This window comes from Pseudomonas sp. 2822-15 (assembly GCF_002742515.1).
GTDB lineage: Bacteria > Pseudomonadota > Gammaproteobacteria > Pseudomonadales > Pseudomonadaceae > Aquipseudomonas > Aquipseudomonas salomonii.
Window position 1 is genome coordinate 639,055 of record NZ_LJRY01000156.1, and the last position, 19,258, is coordinate 658,312.

Below are 19,258 nucleotides of genomic sequence, written 5' to 3' on the forward strand. Positions count from 1 at the left end.
GTTCTGCAATGAAAAAGACTGTCCTCGCCTTCAGCCGCGTCACCCCGGAAATGATCGAACGCCTGCAACAGGATTTCGAGGTGATCGCGCCGAACCCCAAGCTGGGTGACCTCAACGCTCAATTCAATGAAGTCCTGCCCCACGCCCATGGCCTGATCGGCGTAGGCCGCAAGCTGGGGCGTGCGCAGCTCGAAGGCGCGAGCAAGCTGGAAGTGGTGTCCAGCGTGTCGGTGGGCTACGACAACTACGACGTGCCGTACTTCAACGAGCGCGGGATCATGCTCACCAACACCCCCGACGTGCTCACCGAAAGCACCGCCGACCTGGCCTTCGCCCTGCTGATGAGCAGTGCCCGCCGCGTGGCCGAGCTGGATGCCTGGACCAAGGCCGGCCAGTGGAAAGCCAGTGTTGGCGCGCCGCTGTTTGGCTGCGATGTACACGGCAAGACCCTCGGCATCGTCGGCATGGGCAATATCGGCGCAGCCGTGGCCCGGCGTGGGCGCCTGGGCTTCAATATGCCGATTTTGTACAGCGGCAACAGCCGTAAGGCCCAACTGGAGCAGGAGCTGGGCGCGCAGTTTCGCAGCCTGGACCAACTGCTGGCCGAAGCGGATTTCGTCTGCCTGGTGGTGCCGTTGAGCGACAAGACGCGCCACTTGATCAGCACCCGTGAGTTGGGGCTGATGAAATCCAGCGCGATCCTGATCAATATTTCCCGTGGGCCTGTGGTGGACGAACCGGCACTCATTGAGGCGCTGCAAACCCAGAAAATCCGTGGCGCCGGGCTGGATGTGTACGAGCAGGAGCCGCTGGCCGAATCGCCGCTGTTCAAGCTGAGCAATGCGGTGACCCTGCCGCATATCGGCTCGGCCACCCATGAAACCCGTGAAGCCATGGCCAATCGCGCCCTGGACAACCTGCGCAGCGCCTTGCTGGGCCAGCGTCCGCAGGATCTGGTCAACCCGCAGGTCTGGAAGGGCTGATACCAAGCTCATATGAGACGGTTTTTGTGTGGGAGCTGGCTTGCCTGCAATGGCATCACCTCAATGCAACTGGAAGACCGAGGTGGCTGCATCGCAGGCAAGCCAGCTCCCACACAAGCCCAGCCCGACACAAAATCCGGTTAAAGCCTGGCTCTCCCAAGTCGATAACCTTCCATAGATCGTCCTCCCTGATCCACAGAAGGTTTTTATGTCCACCACCAAAGCCCGCGCAGATTCACTCTCGCTTCTGCTCTTTACCTTGCGCAGCGGCAAGCTGATGGCCATCAACCTGCTCAAAGTCAGTGAAATCATCCCCTGCCCGCCGCTGACCAAGCTGCCGGAGTCGCACCCGCACGTCAAAGGCATCGCCACCCTGCGCGGCGCCTCGCTGTCGGTGATCGACCTGAGCCGCGCCCTCGGCGAGATGCCGCTGCAAGACCCGAACGGTGGCTGCCTGATCGTCACCGATGTCAGCCGTTCCAAGCAGGGCCTGCATGTGCAGGCGGTGAGCAAGATCGTGCACTGCCTGACCACCGACATCCGCCCGCCGCCCTATGGCTCCGGCGGCAATCGCTCGTTTATCACCGGCGTGACGCAGGTCGAAGGCGGCCTGGTGCAGGTGCTGGATATCGAAAAGGTCATCCACGGCATCGCCCCGGCCCCCGTTGAAGCGGCGCCGACCGACTTGACCATGGAAGAAGCCGAAGTACTCGGTAACGCGCGCATCCTGGTGGTGGACGACAGCCAGGTGGCCCTGCAGCAATCAGTGCACACACTGCGCAACCTCGGCCTGACGTGCCACACCGCGCGCAGTGCCAAGGAAGCCATTGATGTGCTGCTGGAGCTGCAAGGCACGGTCGAGCAGATCAACGTGGTGGTGTCGGACATCGAGATGTCTGAAATGGACGGTTACGCCCTCACCCGCACACTGCGCGAAACCCCGGACTTCCAGGAGCTTTACGTGCTGCTGCACACCTCTTTGGACAGCGCGATGAACAGCGAAAAAGCCCGCCTGGCCGGTGCCGACGCGGTACTCACCAAGTTCTCGTCGCCCGAACTGACCAAATGCCTGGTGGTTGCCGCGCAAACTGTGGCGCAAAAAGGTCTGTAAGCGGTGGCGGAGTATTTCCAACTGCTGCGCCGCGACCTTACTACCCGCCTGCCAGCCCCGCAGTGGCCGGCCAATACCCGGCTGGATCATTACCGCGATGAGCTGGCCCCGGCCATCCATGCCGTATTGCGCATGACCCAGGAACAGGGCGGCGGCCGTGTCCCCAGCCTGGCAGAGTGGCGCCGGCAGTTCATCACCGACGCCGAGTCCGATCCCACACTATGCCTGGTGGCCAGTAACGCAGACGGCATTCTGGGCGTAGCCCAGTGCTGGACCAGCGCGTTTATCAAAAACCTCTCGATCCATCCGTGCGCCCAGGGCCAGGGGCTGGGGCGTGCCTTGTTGCTGCACACCTTCCACGTATTCAAGCAACGCGGCGAGCCCTATGTGGACCTGAAGGTACTGGAAAGCAACCAGCGCGCCCGACAGTTGTATGAAAGCGCCGGCATGGTGTTTGTGCTGCGCGACCAGGTGCCCGAAGACTGACCGGCACTGGCGCATAACTTGCTTCCACTGAGCCTGAACAGTGAACAGAGGCAAAAACCCGTCACCGTTCAAGAGTGCCCTCTGACCTTGCCTGGTGACAGATCCTCCATGAACACTCACTTTTCCTGCGTCGGTTGCGGCAAATGCTGCAGCGACCATCACGTCCCCCTGACCCTCGAAGAAGCCCGCAGTTGGGCCGCTGACGGCGGTGACGTCATCGTTCTGGCAGAAGGCTTTCTCGCCAGCGGCCTGGGCCTGCCGGTGCAACAACGCGAGCACGCCCAACTGCGCTCAGTGGTGGTCCCCAGCGGCAATACCGAGGCGTTTGTGGCAATTACCTTTGCCGCCTACAACGCCGGACGTTGCCGGAATCTTGACGAAGACAACCGTTGCCGCATCTATGAACGTCGCCCGCTGGTGTGCCGCATCTACCCGATGGAAATCAACCCGCACATTCCATTGAACCCCGCCGCCAAGGATTGCCCGCCAGAGTCCTGGGAACAGGGGCCGGCGCTGATCGTTGGCGGTGAATTGATGGATGCCGAGCTGGCCGAACTGATCCGCCGCTCACGCCAGGCCGACCGTGACGATGTGCAGACCAAGGAGGCCGTGTGCGCCTTGCTGGGTATTCGTACTACGGCGCTCAAGGGCGATGGGTTTACCGCGTACCTGCCGAACATGGCGGCCTTCGCCCAGGCGCTCGAGTGGGCGATTGGGCAACCCTCGGTGGCTAATGAGTGGGTGTTTCATGTGTCCGGCATGGACATCGCCGAGCAGGTGCTGGATGCGGGGGCGCAGATTGCCACTGAGGTGCCGGCCAACTATGCGTTTATTTCGTTGAGAGCGGCTTAGGCTCGATGCGGCCAGTGTGGATGTGGGAGCTGGCTTGCCTGCGATGCGGGCAACTCGGTCCACCAGGGACACAGAAGTGATGCCATCGCAGGCAAGCCAGCTCCCACAGTTGAACGGGTATGGCTGCCTGTTGGCCATGGCATGCAAAACACTGGTGCAGCTCATGCTCCGCTCAATTAATTGGCCATCATTGAATGGAGGGCGGCTCATCCAAGTGATAACGCGCCAGAATCCGCTGGTATTCGCCGTTGTGCATCAATTGTTCAAGCGCGTGGTTGAGGTCGTTACGCAAGCGGGAGTCAAACTTGCGCACCGCAATGGCAATGCCGTTGCCTAACAGCTCACCGGACAAGGGCGGCCCCAGGAAGTCGAAATCCTGGCCATCCGGGGTGTCGAGCAGCGCCCTGCGAATTTCCACAGTGCCTTGCAGCGTCGCATCGATAGTGCCGGCCACCAGGCTGCGGGTCAGTTCGTCGTTGAGCCAGAAACTCTTGATGATGACGCCCGCCGGTGCCCACTGCGACCGCGCAAAGGCTTCGCGGTTGCTGCCCAGCAGTACACCGACACGCTTGCCCTTGAGCGAGCGTGTGTCGGGCAACAAGCCGGAGTCCCTGCGGGCGACCAGACGCGTGGTAAAGGGATACAGATTATCGGTGAACCCCACCAACCGACGCCGCCCGGAGGTGGCGGCCATGCCCATGATCGCATCGAACTGCCGGGCTTCGAGGGCCGGGAAGTCTTCGACAAGCACCTGGTCGACCCAGGTACAGCGCACATTCAACTGTGTACACAGGGCATTGCCCAAGTCGATGTTCAAGCCCACCAATTGACCTTGCGGGCTGCGACTCTGAAACGGCGGGAACTGCGCGGCGACGGCGAAGCGGATTTCGCGCCGGGGTTGATCATCGTCGGCCACGGCGTTGATCGACAGCAAGAGAGCAAGTGCTGCACACAGAGGTATCAGAGCCACGGGAAACATCCTTTTCCAGAAAGACCAGCCTTGAGCACCCGACGCGATCCAAACGGTCGGGATGCAATCAAGGCGGTGCAAGCTTTCTAGAAACGGTCGTGGGTCTTCAATCAGAAATATCAGCAGGCGTTGTAGTCCACACCTGATAAAACGCTGATGGTTCTATTCTCAGCGTTTACCCATCGAGCGGCGAGTGCCCGGCGGCGCCATGCCTGGCGACTTGGTGTGACCGTTCTTGGCGCCATTCTTGTACCAAGGCTGGGCGGCGTTTTTGGCCCCGGCCAGTTCACCCGGCTTGAACGGAAACTTGAACGCCGGGATCTCGGCTTTTTCAACGCTTTGAGCGTCAGCCGGATCGACGAGGTCGGCCGCTTCAACAGGGGGTTGTGTCGGGGAAGTCATGGAAGCTCCGGAGCGTGCAGAAAATGAGGCGGCGGCCGGCTTGCGGGCCACGCTGGCGCGCAGTATACCTGCGCGCCTCGGATCTTTAACCACCGCCGGTACGAATGGTCGGACTTTACTGACAGCGCTGTCAGTTAGCAGTCACCGTACTGACCGGGTTGGCGGGCTATAAAGAACCCTCACACTCCCGACCCTTTGCCCCGGCGCCACACCCCATGCACATTCAACGAAAAACCGCCCTGTTCGTGGGTGCCCTGGTGGTCGTGGCGATTGCAGCCTGGGCCTTCAACCGACCGGCGAAAAGCAAACTGACGGTGTCCACCGCCATCCCGGTGCGGGTGGTGAGCGTCACGCAGCAGGACATTCCGCGATTTGTCAGCGGTATCGGCTCGGTGCTGTCGTTGCACAGCGTGGTGATCCGCCCGCAAATCGACGGCATCCTCACCAGGCTGCTGGTCAAGGAGGGCCAATTGGTCAAAGCCGGTGACCTGCTGGCGACCATCGATGACCGTTCGATCCGCGCCAGCCTTGATCAGGCCAAGGCGCAGTTGGGTGAAAGCCAGGCGCAGTTGCAAGTGGCGTTGGTAAACCTCAAGCGCTACAAAGAGCTGAGCGTCGACGACGGCGTGTCCAAGCAGACCTATGACCAGCAGCAAGCCCTGGTCAACCAGCTCAAGGCCACGGCGCAAGGTAATCAGGCCGCAATTGATTCGGCCCTGGTACAGCTTTCCTACACCCAGATTCGCTCGCCGGTCACCGGCCGTGTCGGCATTCGTACCGTGGATGAAGGCAACTTCCTGCGCATGAGTGATACCCAAGGCTTGTTCTCGGTGACGCAAATCGATCCGATCGCCGTGGAGTTTTCGTTGCCGCAACAGATGCTGCCGACCCTGCAAGGCTTGATCGCCGCGCCCACAAAGGCCAGCGTCGATGCCTACATGGGCGCCGACACCGACGGCCAGACCGGCGACCTGCTCGGCGAAGGCCACTTGAGCCTGATCGACAACCAGATCAGCTCCACCACCGGCACCCTGCGCGCCAAGGCTGAATTCAATAACGCCTCGCAGCGCCTGTGGCCGGGGCAACTGGTGACCATCAAGATCCAGACCGCCCTCGACAAAAATGCCCTGGTGGTGCCGCCGACCGTGGTGCAACGTGGGCTCGATGCGCACTTTGTGTACCGCGTCAAAGGCGACAAGGTTGAGATCGTGCCGGTGCAGGTGGCGTATCAGGACAGCGACGTGAACATCATCAAGGGCGTGCAAGCCGGTGACGTGCTGGTCAGCGATGGCCAGTCACGGCTCAAGGCCGGCGCGCAGATCGAGGTGCTCAAAGAACCCCCGCAAGTGATCCAGACCGCCCAAGCCAAGGTGCAACCATGAGCGGCAGCCGTTCGCCGTCCGCCTGGTGCGTCGACCACCCGGTTGCCACCCTGCTGCTGACCTTTGCGCTGGTGCTGTTGGGGCTGATTGCCTTCCCGCGCCTGGCGGTGGCGCCACTGCCGGAAGCGGAATTCCCGACCATCCAGGTCACCGCCACCTTGCCCGGCGCCAGCCCGGACACCATGGCCTCATCCGTGGCCACGCCCCTGGAAGTGCAATTCAGCGCCATCCCCGGCATGACCCAGATGACGTCCAGCAGCGCCTTGGGCTCAAGCCTGCTGACCCTGCAATTTACCCTGAACAAAAGCATCGACACCGCCGCGCAGGAAGTCCAGGCGGCGATCAACACCGCCTCCGGCAAGCTGCCCAGCGACATGCCGAGCCTGCCGACGTGGAAGAAGGTCAACCCGGCGGACAGCCCGGTGCTGATCCTCAGCGTCAGTTCCGACAGCATGCCCAGCACCGAGCTGAGCGACTATGTGGAAACCCTGCTGGCACGCCAGATCAGCCAGATTGACGGCGTTGGCCAGATCAACATCACCGGCCAGCAACGCCCGGCGATTCGTGTACAGGCTTCGCCGGACAAACTTGCGGCCATCGGCCTGACCCTCGCCGATGTGCGCCTGGCCATCCAGCAGTCCAGCCTGAACCTGGCCAAAGGTGCGATTTACGGCGAGAACAGCGTGTCGACGTTATCCACCAACGACCAACTGTTTCACCCGGAGGAATACGGCCAACTGATCGTTTCCTACAAGAACGGCGCGCCGGTGCAACTGCGTGATGTCGCCAAAGTCATCAACGGTTCGGAAAACGCCTACGTGCAGGCCTGGTCCGGTGACACGCCCGGGGTCAACCTGGTGATTTCGCGCCAGCCCGGTGCCAACATTGTCGAGACCGTGGACCGCATTCAAGCCGAACTGCCGCGCCTGGAAGGCATGCTGCCGGCCTCGGTGCAGGTCAGCGTGTTGAGCGACCGCACCAAGACAATCCGCGCGTCCTTGCATGAAGTGGAAGTGACCCTGCTGATCGCCATCTTGCTGGTGGTGGCGGTGATGGCGCTGTTCCTGCGCCAATTGTCGGCGACGCTGATTGTGTCCAGTGTGCTCGGCGTGTCGCTGATCGCCAGTTTCGCGCTGATGTATGTGCTCGGCTTCAGCTTGAACAACCTGACGCTGGTGGCGATCGTGATCGCCGTGGGCTTTGTGGTCGACGATGCCATCGTGGTGGTGGAGAACATTCACCGTCACCTGGAGGCGGGCCTGGATAAGCGCGAGGCGGCGATCAAGGGCTCCGGCGAAATCGGTTTTACCGTGGTGTCCATCAGCTTCTCGCTGGTGGCGGCGTTTATTCCGCTGCTGTTCATGGGTGGCGTGGTCGGGCGGCTGTTCAAGGAGTTTGCGCTGACGGCCACCTCGACCATCCTGATTTCGGTGGTGGTTTCGCTGACATTGGCGCCGACCCTGGCCGCCCTGTTCATGCGCGCGCCGACTCATCATGCCCATGACAAACCGGGTTTCAGCGAGCGCCTGCTCGCCGGCTACGCGCGCAACCTGCGCCGTGCGCTGGCGCATCAACGCAGCATGGCGACGATCTTCATGGTGACCCTGGCGTTGGCCGTGGTCGGCTACGTGTTTATCCCCAAGGGTTTCTTCCCGGTGCAGGACACCGGCTTTGTACTCGGCACCAGCGAAGCGGCGGCCGACGTGTCGTACCCGGACATGGTCGCCAAGCACAAGGCCCTGGCCGAGATCGTCAAGGCCGACCCGGCGGTGGCCGCGTTTTCCCACTCGGTGGGCGTGACCGGCAGCAACCAGACCATCGCCAACGGCCGTTTCTGGATCGCCTTGAAAGACCGCGGTGACCGCGATGTGTCCGCCAGCCAGTTCATCGACCGCATCCGCCCCAAACTGGCCAAGGTGCCCGGCATCGTCTTGTACCTGCGCGCCGGCCAGGACATCAACTTGAGTTCCGGCCCAAGCCGCGCCCAATACCAATATGTGCTCAAGAGCAACGACGGCCCGACGCTCAATACCTGGACCCAACGCCTGACCGAAAAACTGCGCGCCAACCCGGCCTTTCGCGACCTGTCCAACGACCTGCAACTGGGCGGCAGCATCACCCACATCAGCATCGATCGCCAGGCGGCGGCACGCTTTGGCCTCACCGCCACAGACGTCGACCAGGCGCTGTATGACGCGTTCGGCCAGCGCCAGATCAACGAATTCCAGACCGAGATCAACCAGTACCAGGTAGTACTGGAACTCGACACCCAGCAACGCGGCAAGGCCGAAAGCCTGAATTACTTCTACCTGCGCTCACCGCTGACCAACGAGATGGTGCCGCTGTCGGCACTGGCCAAGGTCGACCCGCCCAGCGTGGGGCCGTTGTCCATCAGCCATGACGGCATGTTCCCGGCGGCCAACCTGTCGTTCAACCTGGCACCCGGCGTGGCATTGGGCGATGCGGTGATCATGCTCAACCAGGCCAAGAACGAAATCGGCATGCCGACCACCCTGATCGGCACCTTCCAGGGCGCCGCCCAGGCGTTCCAGAGTTCGCTGGCCAGCCAACCGTGGCTGATCCTGGCGGCGCTGGTGGCGGTCTATATTATTTTGGGTGTGCTGTATGAGAGCTTCGTGCACCCGCTGACCATCATCTCCACCTTGCCCTCGGCGGGCCTGGGCGCGTTGATCATGCTGTGGCTGCTGGGCCAGGACTTTTCGATCATGGCCTTGATCGGGTTGGTGCTACTGATCGGTATCGTCAAGAAAAACGGCATCCTGATGATCGACTTTGCCCTGGAAGCCCAGCGCGTGCGCGGGCTGCCACCTGAGGAGGCGATTTATGAAGCCTGCGTCACCCGGTTCCGGCCGATCATCATGACCACCCTCGCCGCCCTGCTCGGCGCCGTGCCGTTGATGCTGGGCTCCGGGCCAGGCGCGGAACTGCGCCAGCCGCTGGGGATTGCGGTGGTCGGCGGCCTGTTGGTGAGCCAGGCGCTGACGCTGTTCACCACACCGGTCATATACTTGTACCTTGAGAAGTTTTTCCACAGGCCCAAACCAGCGCCGGCGCTGGCGACCACACACTAAAGGCGGGGTCATGCGCGTCCTGATTATTGAAGATGAAGAAAAAACCGCGGACTACTTGCACCGCGGCCTGACAGAGCAAGGCTACACCGTCGATGTAGCACGTGAAGGCGTCGAGGGCTTGCACCTGGCGCTGGAAAACGACTACGCGGTGATCGTGCTTGACGTGATGCTGCCTGGCCTCGACGGCTTTGGGGTGTTGCGCGCACTGCGGGCACGCAAGCAGACGCCGGTGATCATGCTCACCGCCCGCGAGCGTGTGGAAGACCGCATCCGTGGCCTGCGTGAAGGCGCCGATGATTATTTGGGCAAACCGTTTTCGTTCCTCGAACTGGTGGCGCGCCTGCAAGCGCTGACCCGTCGCAGCGGCGGGCATGAGCCGGTGCAAGTCACCGTGGCCGACCTGTGGATCGACCTGATCAGCCGCAAGGCCAGTCGCAATGGCCTGCGCCTGGACCTGACCGCCAAGGAGTTCTCGCTGCTCAGCGTATTGGCACGGCGTCAGGGTGAAATCCTGTCCAAGACCGCGATTGCGGAAATGGTCTGGGACATCAATTTCGACAGCGACGCCAATGTGGTGGAAGTGGCGATCAAGCGTCTGCGCGCCAAGCTCGACGGGCCGTTCGAACACAAGTTACTGCACACCATTCGTGGCATGGGGTATGTGCTGGAGAGCAGAAGTGTCGGCTAACTCCATCGCCGTGCGCCTGAGCGGCATGTTCACGTTGGTGGCGCTGCTGATCTTCGTGTTGATCGGCGGCGCGCTGTACCAGCAAGTGGATCGCGGCCTGGGCTTGCTGCCGGGCGCCGAACTGGATGCGCGCTACAGCGTGCTGGAGTCCTCGGTGAACCGCTTTGGTACACCCGATCACTGGGCAAAAATCACCGCCAAATTGAAGCTGCTCGGCGAAGAAGACACGCGCATCCGCTTCTGGGTGGTGAGCAGCGACCCGAGCTACGAATACGGCAACCCCACTGCGCAGATCCGCGCATTCGCCCAGGGGCCGACCGGCAAGCGCGACCTGCGCCTGCCTGGGCATGAATACCCGTTCAAAGTGTTGGTGAGCCAGTTCGCGGCCAAGGATCAACGCCCGTCACTGCGCTTTATGATCGCCATCGACACCGAGAACTTCCGCGCCACTCAGCATCATCTGTTGATGGTCTTGATCGGCCTAGCCTGTGTCGGCGTCGCGCTGGCGGCGCTGCTGGGCTTTTGGGTCTCGCGTATCGGCCTCAAACCGCTGGGCAAGCTCTCGGATGAAGCGCAAAAACTCGCCCCGCCCAAACTCTCCGGGCGCTTGCAGTTGTCGCCCTTGCCGCCGGAGCTGAGCCAGTTCGTCAACTCATTCAACGCCACGCTGGATCGGGTCGAACAGGCGTATTCACGCCTGGAGTCGTTCAATGCCGATGTGGCCCACGAACTGCGCTCGCCGCTGACCAACCTGATCGGCCAGACCCAAGTGGCGCTCACCCGTGGTCGTTCGGCCGAGCATTATTTCGAGGTGCTGCAATCGAACCTCGAAGAGCTGGAACGCCTGCGCTCGATCATCAATGACATGCTGTTCCTGGCCAGCGCCGACCAAGGCAGCAAGGCCACCAAACTGATCGAAAGCTCCCTGGCCGATGAAGTCGCCACCACCCTCGACTACCTGGACTTCATCCTCGAAGACGCCCAAGTCAACGTGCGCGTGCGCGGCGACGCCTTGGTGCACATCGAAAAAGCCCACCTGCGCCGCGCGCTGATCAACTTGCTGAGCAATGCGGTGCAGCACACCGCGCCGGGGCAGATCATCGACGTGAGCATTGAAGTGCAGGAGCAGTGGGTGGCGATCGGGGTTACCAACCCCGGCGATGAAATTGCCAGTGAGCATTTGCCGCGCTTGTTTGAACGCTTCTACCGGGTGGACGCGTCACGCAGTAACAGCGGCGCGAATCACGGGCTGGGGCTGGCGATCGTCAAGGCGATTGCGTTGATGCATGGCGGCGATGTGTTTGTGCGCAGTGAGGGTGGCGGCAACACCTTTGGCATTACCTTGCCGGTCTAACTCTCCAGTACACCTCAATCCAATCTGGATCAGCCCCCACACTGGATCTGCAGCTTCCCGACTGTTGCGGTTTGGGCAACAGTCATTATCTTGTTACACTCTATATCGCACCGCTCACCTGCGTTACTTTGACGCACCGATGAGCGCGACGGCAAGGCAGCTTCCCGCTCACCCGAATTTCCCTCGACTTATTTCCAGGGCTCTACACTGGGAATCTGTTTAAAGCCGCTGACTTCAGCGGCTTTTTTTTGCCGTAAAAAAAGGCCAGGCACACCCTCACGACATTGGCCGTTTTCGATTGACCAAAGGAGCTAAACCGGTGAAGAACTCGCTGACGTTCACCCCGTTATTCCTCGCGATTGCAGCAACGATCGTCCCCCTTGCCCACGCGGCAGACTCGACACCCGCTGACGGTTTCGTCGAAGGCTCAAGCCTCAAGATCAACACTCGCAACTACTACATAAACCGCGACCGCCGCGACATTCACACCGATGACAGCAAAGAATGGGGCCAGGGTTTTATCGGCACCTTCGAATCCGGCTACACCCAGGGCACCGTCGGTTTTGGCCTGGACCTCAATGCCACGCTCGGCCTCAAGCTCGACGGCGGCGGCGGCACTGACGGTTCCAGCATCCTGCCTTACGGCAGCGGCAACGGCAAAGCGCCTGGCTCGTTCTCCACCGCTGGCGGCACCTTGAAAATCCGCGCGTTCGACACCGAGCTCAAAGCCGGCGACCTGTTCCTTAACAACCCGGTAATCGCCGGCGGTATGACTCGCATGTTGCCGCAGACGTTCCGGGGTGTGAGCCTGACCAACCACAGCTTCGACAGCTGGATGCTCGAAGGCGGCCAGGCCAGCTTTACCAAGCTTTACAACCAAAGCGGCCACCGGCGCATCGGCACCAGCTACGGCACCTTGCCCGCCAACGCCGACAGCCAGCACCTGAACTGGGCCGGTGTGTCCTTCAGCGGCGTTCCGGGCCTGACCAGCAACCTGTACGCCTCCGAACTCAAGGACGTGTGGCACCAGTACTACTACGACCTGGACTACACCTACGCGCTGAACGACCTGGTCAGCCTCAACCCGGGCCTGCACTACTACCACACCCAGGACACCGGCCAGTCGTTGCTGGGCAGCATCGACAACAACACTTACAGCCTGCATTTCACCCTGGGCGTGGGCAACCACAGCCTCACCGCCGCGTACCAGCGGGTCAACGGCAACACACCGTTCGACTACATCACCCAGGGCGACAGCGTGTACCTGGACAATTCCCAGCAATACTCCGACTTCAACGGCCCCAACGAGCGCTCGTGGAAGCTCAAGTACGCCTACGACTTTGCAGGCCTCGGCATGCCTGGGCTGACGTCCGCCGTGTCCTATATCAGCGGCAAGACCGACCTGACCAGGGTCGACCCCAACAGCCGTGGCTACAGCGCCTGGTACAGCGCCGACGGCAAAGACGCCAAGCACTGGGAACGCGACATCGACTTGAAATACGTGGTGCAAGGCGGCAAAGCCAAGGACCTGGCCGTGCGCCTGCAATGGGCAACCAACCGCGGTGGCAATGGCTACTCAGCGGTGGACCGGGATGTGGATGAATACCGCGTGATTGTGGATTACCCGATCAACGTGTTCTGAGCTAAATCTGTCTAAGATCGAGATCCAGGGTGGGAGCGGGCTTGTGTGGGAGCTGGCTTGCCTGCGATGCAGACACCTCGGTACATCTGCAACACCGCAGCGATGCTATCGCAGGCAAGCCAGCTCCCACACCAAACCTGCGTTTGCCTACTACGCTATTGGCATCCTCGAAGCAGAAGTACGCCCGATGAGCCCAAGACTCAACCGACCCACCCGTCGCCCGGAACGCTTGTTGATTCTGGGCAGTTGCCTCACCGTGTTCCTGATCGTGGCGATCGTCACCGCGCTGCTGATTCGCGAACATGCCAACACCTTGCAGACCGCCAAGCGTACCGCCAATAACATCACCCAACTGATCGACGCCGATGTACTGCGCAACGTCGAACTCTACGACATGGCCCTCAAGGGCCTGATCGCCGCCACCGAACGCAGCGACCTGCAGGGTGTGTCCGCCAGTATCCGCCACCTGGTGCTGTTCGATCGCTCGGCCGCCGCCCCCTTCAAGGGCGACATTCTGCTGCTGGACCCCAGTGGTGAAGTGATCGCCGACTCCTCACTGCTCACCCCCAAGACCGGTAACTTCGCTGATCGCGACTATTTTCAGGCACACCGCAGAAACCCTGAGCTGGGGCTGTATATCAGCCGCCCCTTCCTGGCCCGTTGCGTGTGCGATGACCGGTGGCGCATCGCATTCAGCCGCCGCGTGTCATCCCCGGACGGGCGCTTTCTGGGCGTGGCGGTGGCCTCAATGCGTCTGTCGTACTTCAAACAGTTGTTCAGCGGCCTGAACATCGGAAGCAACGGCACCATCAACCTGATCAACCACCAAGGCATCCTGCTGGCGCAACAACCGCTGCTGGAAGCGGACATGATCGACAAGGACTTGAGCCAACGCCCCAATGTCGCGCGCATGCTGCGCGAACGCGATGGCAGCTTTCGTGGCGTCTCCAGCGTCGACAACCAGCCACGGCTGTATAGTTTCTCGAACGTGGGCACCTTGCCGTTGATTGTTGCGGTGGCGTTGTCCAGCGATGAAGTGTTTGCCCCATGGCGGCGTGCAGCGTGGCTGGTCAGTATGGCCACGGGCGTGTTGTGCATCGGCCTGTTGTGGCTCACCTGGATGCTGAGCAAGGAGCTGCGCCGCCGCCATCGGGCCGAACAAGTGCTGTCAGAACTGGCAGCCACCGACGCCCTCACCGGCCTTGCCAACCGCCGCACCCTTGACCAGCGCCTGCGCCTGGAATGGGACCGCGCACAACGCTCGACCGAGCCGCTGAGCCTGCTGATGATCGACGTGGATCACTTCAAGGCCTTCAACGACCTGCATGGCCATCACGGCGGTGATGAAGCCTTGCGTGCAGTCGCCCAAGTCATCGGAGACAACATCCGCCGACCGGCTGACCTGGCGGCGCGCTACGGTGGCGAAGAGTTTGCGGTGGTGCTGCCGCATACCGACGCCAAGGGCGCCTGGTTGATTGCCGAACATATCCGCAGCAGCGTCGAGCATTTGCCACGGGTGGCCGGTGCCGACGGGCCGATCACGGTGAGCATCGGCATGGGCACGTGGCAAAAACGCAGCCGCATGGCACTTGAGGATTTGCTGCTCAATGCAGATCAGGCGTTGTATGAGGCCAAGCACACCGGGCGTAATCGCATCGTCGAGGCCGCAGCCCGCTAGGTGATCGTTCCCACGCTCCGCGTGGGAATGCCTCTTCTGACGCTCTGCATCAGGCTTCGGGACGCGGAGCGTCCAGGGCTGCATTCCCACGCGGAGCGTGGGAACGATCAGCATAAAAAAAGGCCACCCGAAGGTGGCCTTTCAAAACTAACGAAAGAGAGTTGTTACTTACACCGCCGCAACGGGACGCATGTAAGAGATCGGTGCGGTGCTGGCATCTTCGAAGGTCACGACTTCCCAAGCGTCTGTCTGCTCAATCAACTTGCGCAGCAGCTGGTTGTTAAGGGCGTGGCCCGACTTGAAGCCTTTGAACTCGCCTATCAGGCTATTGCCCAGCAGGTAGAGGTCACCGATTGCATCGAGGATCTTGTGCTTCACGAATTCGTCTTCATAGCGAAGGCCGTCTTCGTTCAGTACACCATCCGCGTCGACCACAATGGCGTTTTCAACGCTGCCGCCGAGTGCGAGGTTGTGCTTGCGCAGGTACTCGATGTCACTCATGAAACCAAAGGTACGGGCGCGGCTGACTTCTTTTACGAACGAAGTGCTGGAAAAATCCACGCTTGCACTTTGGGTGCGGTCACGGAATACCGGGTGATCGAAATCGATCTCAAAGCTCACTTTAAAGCCTTCGAACGGAACGAAGGTGGCGCGCTTGTCGCCGTCTTCTACTGTCACTTCCCGCAGAATGCGAATGAACTTCTTGGCTGCGTCCTGTTCTTCCAGGCCGGCAGATTGAATCAAGAATACGAAGGGTCCAGCGCTGCCATCCATGATGGGGACTTCGGACGCGGAGAGCTCGACGTAGGCGTTATCGATGCCCAGGCCAGCCATGGCCGAGAGCAAGTGCTCCACCGTGTCCACTTTGACGTCACCGTTGACCAACGTGGTCGACATCGTGGTTTCGCCAACATTTTCCGCGCGAGCAGGAATCTGCACCACAGGGTCCAGGTCGGCACGAACAAACACGATGCCGGTGTCGACAGGTGCAGGTTTGAGAGTCAGGTATACCTTCTCCCCGGAGTGCAGACCTACACCTGTGGCACGGATAATATTCTTCAGGGTGCGTTGTTTAATCATGGCTTGGACCGCTTCAGCGCAAATTGCGAACTGGTATCAACAAAGGCTGGCGATAATAGCAGACCAGACCTTTGCTGAACACCAATCACCTTCATAGCCCTGATACATTCCATTAATCGGCCTGACGACGCAAGAATGCCGGAATGTCCAGGTAGTCCAGATCATCCTGCGGGTTCAGGCTACGGGACGCCGCAGCACCGGCCTGAGCCTGGTTGCGCATCACGGTCGGACGGTCCAGGTCACGGTAGTTCACAGACGGCAGTTCCTGGCGCGCAGGCGCTGGAGCGGCAGCTTGCTGGCTGGCGTGGCTGTTGTGGCTGGTATGAACGGTATTGTCGATGACCTTCACAGGCTTCTCGATTTTTGCGCCCAGGCCGGTCGCAACCACGGTCACGTGCAGCTCATCGCGCATGTCCGGATCAATAACGGTACCGACTTTGACCATCGCGTGCTCGGAAGCGAAGGCTTCGATGATGCTACCCACGTCGGAGTACTCACCCAGGGACAGGTCAGGGCCGGCGGTGATATTCACCAGGATGCCGCGTGCACCTTGCAGGTTCACGTCTTCGAGCAACGGGTTGCGGATCGCCGCTTCAGTGGCTTCACGTGCACGGTTCGGACCGCTGGCGCAGCCAGTGCCCATCATCGCCATGCCCATTTCGCTCATCACGGTACGCACGTCGGCAAAGTCGACGTTGATCATGCCTGGGCGCTTGATGATGTCGGAGATACCGCGGACGGCACCGGCCAGTACATCGTCAGCCTTGGCGAACGCGGACAGCAGGCTGGCGTCCTTGCCCAGGATGGTCAGCAGCTTCTCGTTGGGGATGGTGATCAACGAGTCGACGCTTTCAGACAGCAGACGGATACCTTCGTCGGCGATCTGCATACGCTTGCGACCTTCGAACGGGAACGGACGCGTCACCACAGCAACGGTCAGAATCCCCATTTCCTTGGCCACTTCGGCAATGATCGGGGCTGCACCGGTACCGGTACCGCCGCCCATGCCGGTGGTGATGAACACCATGTTGGTGCCTTGCAGCACTTCAGCAATACGCTCGCGGTCTTCCAGCGCGGCTTGACGGCCGACTTCCGGGTTGGCGCCAGCGCCGAGGCCCTTGGTCACCGCTGTGCCCAATTGCAGGATGGTCCGCGCGCCGATGCTTTTCAGCGCCTGGGCATCAGTGTTGGCGCAGATGAATTCAACGCCTTCAATGTTGCTCTTGACCATGTGATTGACAGCGTTGCCGCCGCCACCGCCAACACCGATTACTTTGATAACCGGGCTTGCGGGGATGTTGTCTACGAGTTCGAACATGTTCCCTCTCCTTTCGTTTTCTCTAGTTTTTTCGCCTACTACTGACTGCGGTGTTGCGGTAAATCTTTAGAAATTGCCTTTTACCCAAGCCTGCAGCCGCTCGAACAACGGCGCTTTGGCTTCGTCGTCGCCGCCACGGTAGCTGTCACGGATGCTCGGGCCCGACAGGGAAATGCCGTCGGTCTGCTTTTGCAGCCCGTACAACAGCAAGCCCACACCGGTGGAATAAATCGGGTTGCGCACCACGTCGCCCAGGCCTTTGACGCCATGGGGCACGCCCAGTCGCACGGGCATGTGGAAGATTTCCTCGGCCAGTTCGACCGCGCCTTCCATCTTCGAGGTGCCACCGGTCAGCACGATGCCGGCCGGGATCAAATCTTCGTAGCCGCTGCGGCGCAGTTCAGCCTGGATCAGGGTGAACAGCTCGTCGTAACGTGGCTCGACCACTTCGGCCAGGGCCTGGCGCGACAGTTCGCGCGGTGGACGGTCGCCCACGCTCGGCACCTTGATGGTTTCACCGGCACCGGCCAGTTTGGCCAGGGCGCAGGCGTAGCGGATCTTGATTTCTTCGGCGTACTGGGTCGGTGTACGCAGCGCCATGGCGATGTCGTTGGTGACCTGGTCGCCCGCAATCGGGATCACGGCAGTGTGACGGATCGCACCCTCGGTGAAGATCGCGATGTCGGTGGTGCCGCCGCCGATGTCGACCAGGCACACGCCCAGCTCTTTTTCGTCGTCGGTGAGTACCGAGTAGGCCGAGGCCAACTGCTCAAGAATAATGTCGTCGATTTCCAGGCCGCAGCGGCGCACGCATTTTTCAATGTTCTGTGCGGCGTTGACGGCGCAGGTCACCACGTGAACCTTGGCTTCCAGGCGCACGCCCGACATGCCCAGCGGCTCGCGCACGCCTTCCTGGTTGTCGATCACGTAGTCCTGCGGCAGGGTGTGCAGCACGCGCTGGTCAGCCGGGATCGCCACGGCCTGGGCAGCGTCGAGTACGCGCTCAAGGTCGGCCGAGCTGACTTCACGGTCGCGAATCGCCACGATGCCGTGGGAGTTCAGGCTGCGGATATGGTTGCCGGCCACGCCGACGAACGCCGAGTGAATCCGGCAACCGGCCATCAGCTGCGCTTCTTCAATGGCGCGCTGGATCGACTGCACGGTGGACTCGATGTTCACCACCACGCCTTTCTTCAGGCCCCGGGACGGATGCGTGCCGATACCGACGATTTCGATCACACCGTCTTCCCCGACCTCGCCGACCAGCGCCACCACTTTGGAGGTGCCGATATCGAGACCGACGATCATTTTTCCGCTTTGCACGTTTGCCATGGGTCCTGCCTCTTCTTAATTCTTCGCGACAGCGGGTTTGGCTGTCGTCGGCGCAGCTGGTTCACGCCAGCCGACGGCCAGGCCGTTGGCGTAACGCAGGTCGACGCTCGCAATGTTCGTAATCTGTTCTTTCAAGGTCTTGTCATAGATGGCAATAAAGCGGCGCATCTTTTCCACCAAGCGGTCGCGTCCCAGCAACAACTCGATGCCCGGGCCGGAACTGCCTGCCCCGGTGGTCAAAAACCAGCTGCCCCGCTCACGCAGTTCCAGGCGTGCGATGGAGAAACCCAATGGCCGCAGCATCTGGCTCAACGCCTGATACTGCTGCATCACTTGCTGCTGCGCCCGCTGCGGCCCGAACAGCTGCGGCAGGTGCTCATAGTTGGCCACTTCACGCGGCGCAAACGCCTGGCCCTGGTTGTTCAACAGCGCGCCATCGCCCCAACGGGCCACGGGCAGTTGTTCTTCCAGGCGAATCGTCACCTGGTCCGGCCATACACGGCGGACTTCGGCGTGGGCGATCCACGGCATCTGTTCCAGCTCTGCGCGCATGCCCGCCAGGTCGATGGTAAAGAAGCTCGCCGCCAGGTACGGGCCGATGCGCTGCTGTACCGCTTGCTGGCTGATGTAGCTCAAGTCGCCCTGCACGCTGATCTTGGTGATCGGCCGGTCGGCATACGGCAACAGGCGTTGTGCGCCCTCGTAAGTGCCGAAGCCCAACGCCACCAGCAATACCGGCCAGAACAGCGCTTTAAGAAAACCAAAGTTGGCTTTCGGCAGGCGCGCCGACATCGGCTCTTTAGCCACCATTCGGCTGGCACCTCGGGGCACCGGCTTGCGGCTGGGCACTGGAGGTGGCTGGTGACGAAGCGATGCGCCGTTCATGGG

The 19,258-nt window shown here is 61.3% G+C and carries 16 protein-coding genes; 10 read left to right on the forward strand and 6 right to left on the reverse strand.

Annotated features, from left to right (window positions below; all coding sequences use genetic code 11):
* Positions 1 to 8 precede the first annotated feature (8 nt).
* The 4 genes from AOA59_RS04715 (at position 9) to AOA59_RS04730 (ending at position 3,432) form a co-directional block, all read left to right on the forward strand.
* A complete protein-coding gene (locus AOA59_RS04715) occupies positions 9 to 983 on the forward strand; it encodes a D-glycerate dehydrogenase (RefSeq protein ID WP_099486174.1) in 975 nt (324 codons plus the stop codon).
* Positions 984 to 1,191: 208 nt separating this feature from the next.
* Entirely contained in the window at positions 1,192 to 2,094 is a 903-nt protein-coding gene (locus AOA59_RS04720; protein WP_017138169.1) for a chemotaxis protein CheV, read from the forward strand.
* A gap of 3 nt (positions 2,095 to 2,097) precedes the next feature.
* A complete protein-coding gene (locus AOA59_RS04725) occupies positions 2,098 to 2,580 on the forward strand; it encodes an N-acetyltransferase (protein ID WP_099486177.1) in 483 nt (160 codons plus the stop codon).
* 108 nt (positions 2,581 to 2,688) lie between these two features.
* The gene (locus AOA59_RS04730) at positions 2,689 to 3,432 is read left to right on the forward strand and encodes a YkgJ family cysteine cluster protein (protein ID WP_065912537.1); all 744 of its coding nucleotides are present in this window, start codon (positions 2,689 to 2,691) and stop codon (positions 3,430 to 3,432) included.
* 187 nt (positions 3,433 to 3,619) lie between these two features.
* On the opposite strand, the gene AOA59_RS04735 is transcribed toward AOA59_RS04730, so the two are convergent.
* Together AOA59_RS04735 and AOA59_RS04740 are read right to left on the reverse strand one after the other, a co-directional pair.
* Positions 3,620 to 4,402: a transporter substrate-binding domain-containing protein gene (locus AOA59_RS04735; protein ID WP_065929274.1), complete on the reverse strand. Its 783-nt coding sequence runs from the start codon at positions 4,400 to 4,402 to the stop codon at positions 3,620 to 3,622.
* A gap of 168 nt (positions 4,403 to 4,570) precedes the next feature.
* Positions 4,571 to 4,804, reverse strand: coding sequence for a hypothetical protein (locus AOA59_RS04740; protein WP_056858969.1), 234 nt, complete (start codon positions 4,802 to 4,804; stop codon positions 4,571 to 4,573).
* Positions 4,805 to 5,019: 215 nt separating this feature from the next.
* Between AOA59_RS04740 and AOA59_RS04745 the strand changes: the two genes are divergently transcribed.
* From AOA59_RS04745 to AOA59_RS04770, 6 genes are all read left to right on the forward strand, one after another.
* Positions 5,020 to 6,186: an efflux RND transporter periplasmic adaptor subunit gene (locus AOA59_RS04745; protein WP_099486179.1), complete on the forward strand. Its 1,167-nt coding sequence runs from the start codon at positions 5,020 to 5,022 to the stop codon at positions 6,184 to 6,186.
* The gene (locus AOA59_RS04750; RefSeq protein WP_099486180.1) at positions 6,183 to 9,278 is read left to right on the forward strand and encodes a multidrug efflux RND transporter permease subunit; all 3,096 of its coding nucleotides are present in this window, start codon (positions 6,183 to 6,185) and stop codon (positions 9,276 to 9,278) included. Before AOA59_RS04745 ends, AOA59_RS04750 begins: the two co-directional genes overlap by 4 nt.
* 10 nt (positions 9,279 to 9,288) lie before the next feature.
* Complete coding sequence (locus AOA59_RS04755) at positions 9,289 to 9,966, forward strand: heavy metal response regulator transcription factor (RefSeq protein ID WP_017138176.1); 678 nt, start codon at positions 9,289 to 9,291, stop codon at positions 9,964 to 9,966.
* A complete protein-coding gene (locus AOA59_RS04760; RefSeq protein WP_065912532.1) occupies positions 9,956 to 11,320 on the forward strand; it encodes a heavy metal sensor histidine kinase in 1,365 nt (454 codons plus the stop codon). Before AOA59_RS04755 ends, AOA59_RS04760 begins: the two co-directional genes overlap by 11 nt.
* A gap of 319 nt (positions 11,321 to 11,639) precedes the next feature.
* The gene (locus AOA59_RS04765; RefSeq protein ID WP_099486182.1) at positions 11,640 to 12,962 is read left to right on the forward strand and encodes an OprD family porin; all 1,323 of its coding nucleotides are present in this window, start codon (positions 11,640 to 11,642) and stop codon (positions 12,960 to 12,962) included.
* 187 nt (positions 12,963 to 13,149) lie between these two features.
* Entirely contained in the window at positions 13,150 to 14,640 is a 1,491-nt protein-coding gene (locus AOA59_RS04770; protein ID WP_099486185.1) for a diguanylate cyclase, read from the forward strand.
* 168 nt (positions 14,641 to 14,808) lie between these two features.
* Here the strand turns inward: AOA59_RS04770 and lpxC are convergent, their stop codons facing one another.
* The 4 genes from lpxC to AOA59_RS04790 all read right to left on the reverse strand — a co-directional run bounded on the left by lpxC (position 14,809) and on the right by AOA59_RS04790 (position 19,255).
* The gene (gene lpxC, locus AOA59_RS04775; RefSeq protein ID WP_003171886.1) at positions 14,809 to 15,720 is read right to left on the reverse strand and encodes a UDP-3-O-acyl-N-acetylglucosamine deacetylase; all 912 of its coding nucleotides are present in this window, start codon (positions 15,718 to 15,720) and stop codon (positions 14,809 to 14,811) included.
* A 112-nt stretch (positions 15,721 to 15,832) separates the two neighbouring features.
* Positions 15,833 to 17,038, reverse strand: coding sequence for a cell division protein FtsZ (gene ftsZ, locus AOA59_RS04780; protein ID WP_056858975.1), 1,206 nt, complete (start codon positions 17,036 to 17,038; stop codon positions 15,833 to 15,835).
* A 66-nt stretch (positions 17,039 to 17,104) separates the two neighbouring features.
* Positions 17,105 to 18,370, reverse strand: coding sequence for a cell division protein FtsA (gene ftsA / locus AOA59_RS04785; RefSeq protein ID WP_017138181.1), 1,266 nt, complete (start codon positions 18,368 to 18,370; stop codon positions 17,105 to 17,107).
* Positions 18,371 to 18,385: 15 nt separating this feature from the next.
* Entirely contained in the window at positions 18,386 to 19,255 is an 870-nt protein-coding gene (locus AOA59_RS04790) for a cell division protein FtsQ/DivIB (RefSeq protein WP_065912523.1), read from the reverse strand.
* Between the last annotated feature and the right edge of the window lie 3 nt (positions 19,256 to 19,258).

What these genes read in the sequence shown, in the direction of transcription:
- AOA59_RS04715 (WP_099486174.1), top strand. Translation starts at nt 9, where the DNA reads ATGAAAAAGACTGTCCTCGCCTTCAGCCGCGTCACCCCGGAAATGATC.
- AOA59_RS04720 (WP_017138169.1), top strand. Translation starts at nt 1,192, where the DNA reads ATGTCCACCACCAAAGCCCGCGCAGATTCACTCTCGCTTCTGCTCTTT.
- AOA59_RS04730 (WP_065912537.1), top strand. Translation starts at nt 2,689, where the DNA reads ATGAACACTCACTTTTCCTGCGTCGGTTGCGGCAAATGCTGCAGCGAC.
- AOA59_RS04740 (WP_056858969.1), bottom strand. Translation starts at nt 4,804, where the DNA reads ATGACTTCCCCGACACAACCCCCTGTTGAAGCGGCCGACCTCGTCGAT.
- AOA59_RS04745 (WP_099486179.1), top strand. Translation starts at nt 5,020, where the DNA reads ATGCACATTCAACGAAAAACCGCCCTGTTCGTGGGTGCCCTGGTGGTC.
- AOA59_RS04750 (WP_099486180.1), top strand. Translation starts at nt 6,183, where the DNA reads ATGAGCGGCAGCCGTTCGCCGTCCGCCTGGTGCGTCGACCACCCGGTT.
- AOA59_RS04755 (WP_017138176.1), top strand. Translation starts at nt 9,289, where the DNA reads ATGCGCGTCCTGATTATTGAAGATGAAGAAAAAACCGCGGACTACTTG.
- AOA59_RS04770 (WP_099486185.1), top strand. Translation starts at nt 13,150, where the DNA reads ATGAGCCCAAGACTCAACCGACCCACCCGTCGCCCGGAACGCTTGTTG.
- lpxC (WP_003171886.1), bottom strand. Translation starts at nt 15,720, where the DNA reads ATGATTAAACAACGCACCCTGAAGAATATTATCCGTGCCACAGGTGTA.
- ftsZ (WP_056858975.1), bottom strand. Translation starts at nt 17,038, where the DNA reads ATGTTCGAACTCGTAGACAACATCCCCGCAAGCCCGGTTATCAAAGTA.
- ftsA (WP_017138181.1), bottom strand. Translation starts at nt 18,370, where the DNA reads ATGGCAAACGTGCAAAGCGGAAAAATGATCGTCGGTCTCGATATCGGC.
- AOA59_RS04790 (WP_065912523.1), bottom strand. Translation starts at nt 19,255, where the DNA reads ATGAACGGCGCATCGCTTCGTCACCAGCCACCTCCAGTGCCCAGCCGC.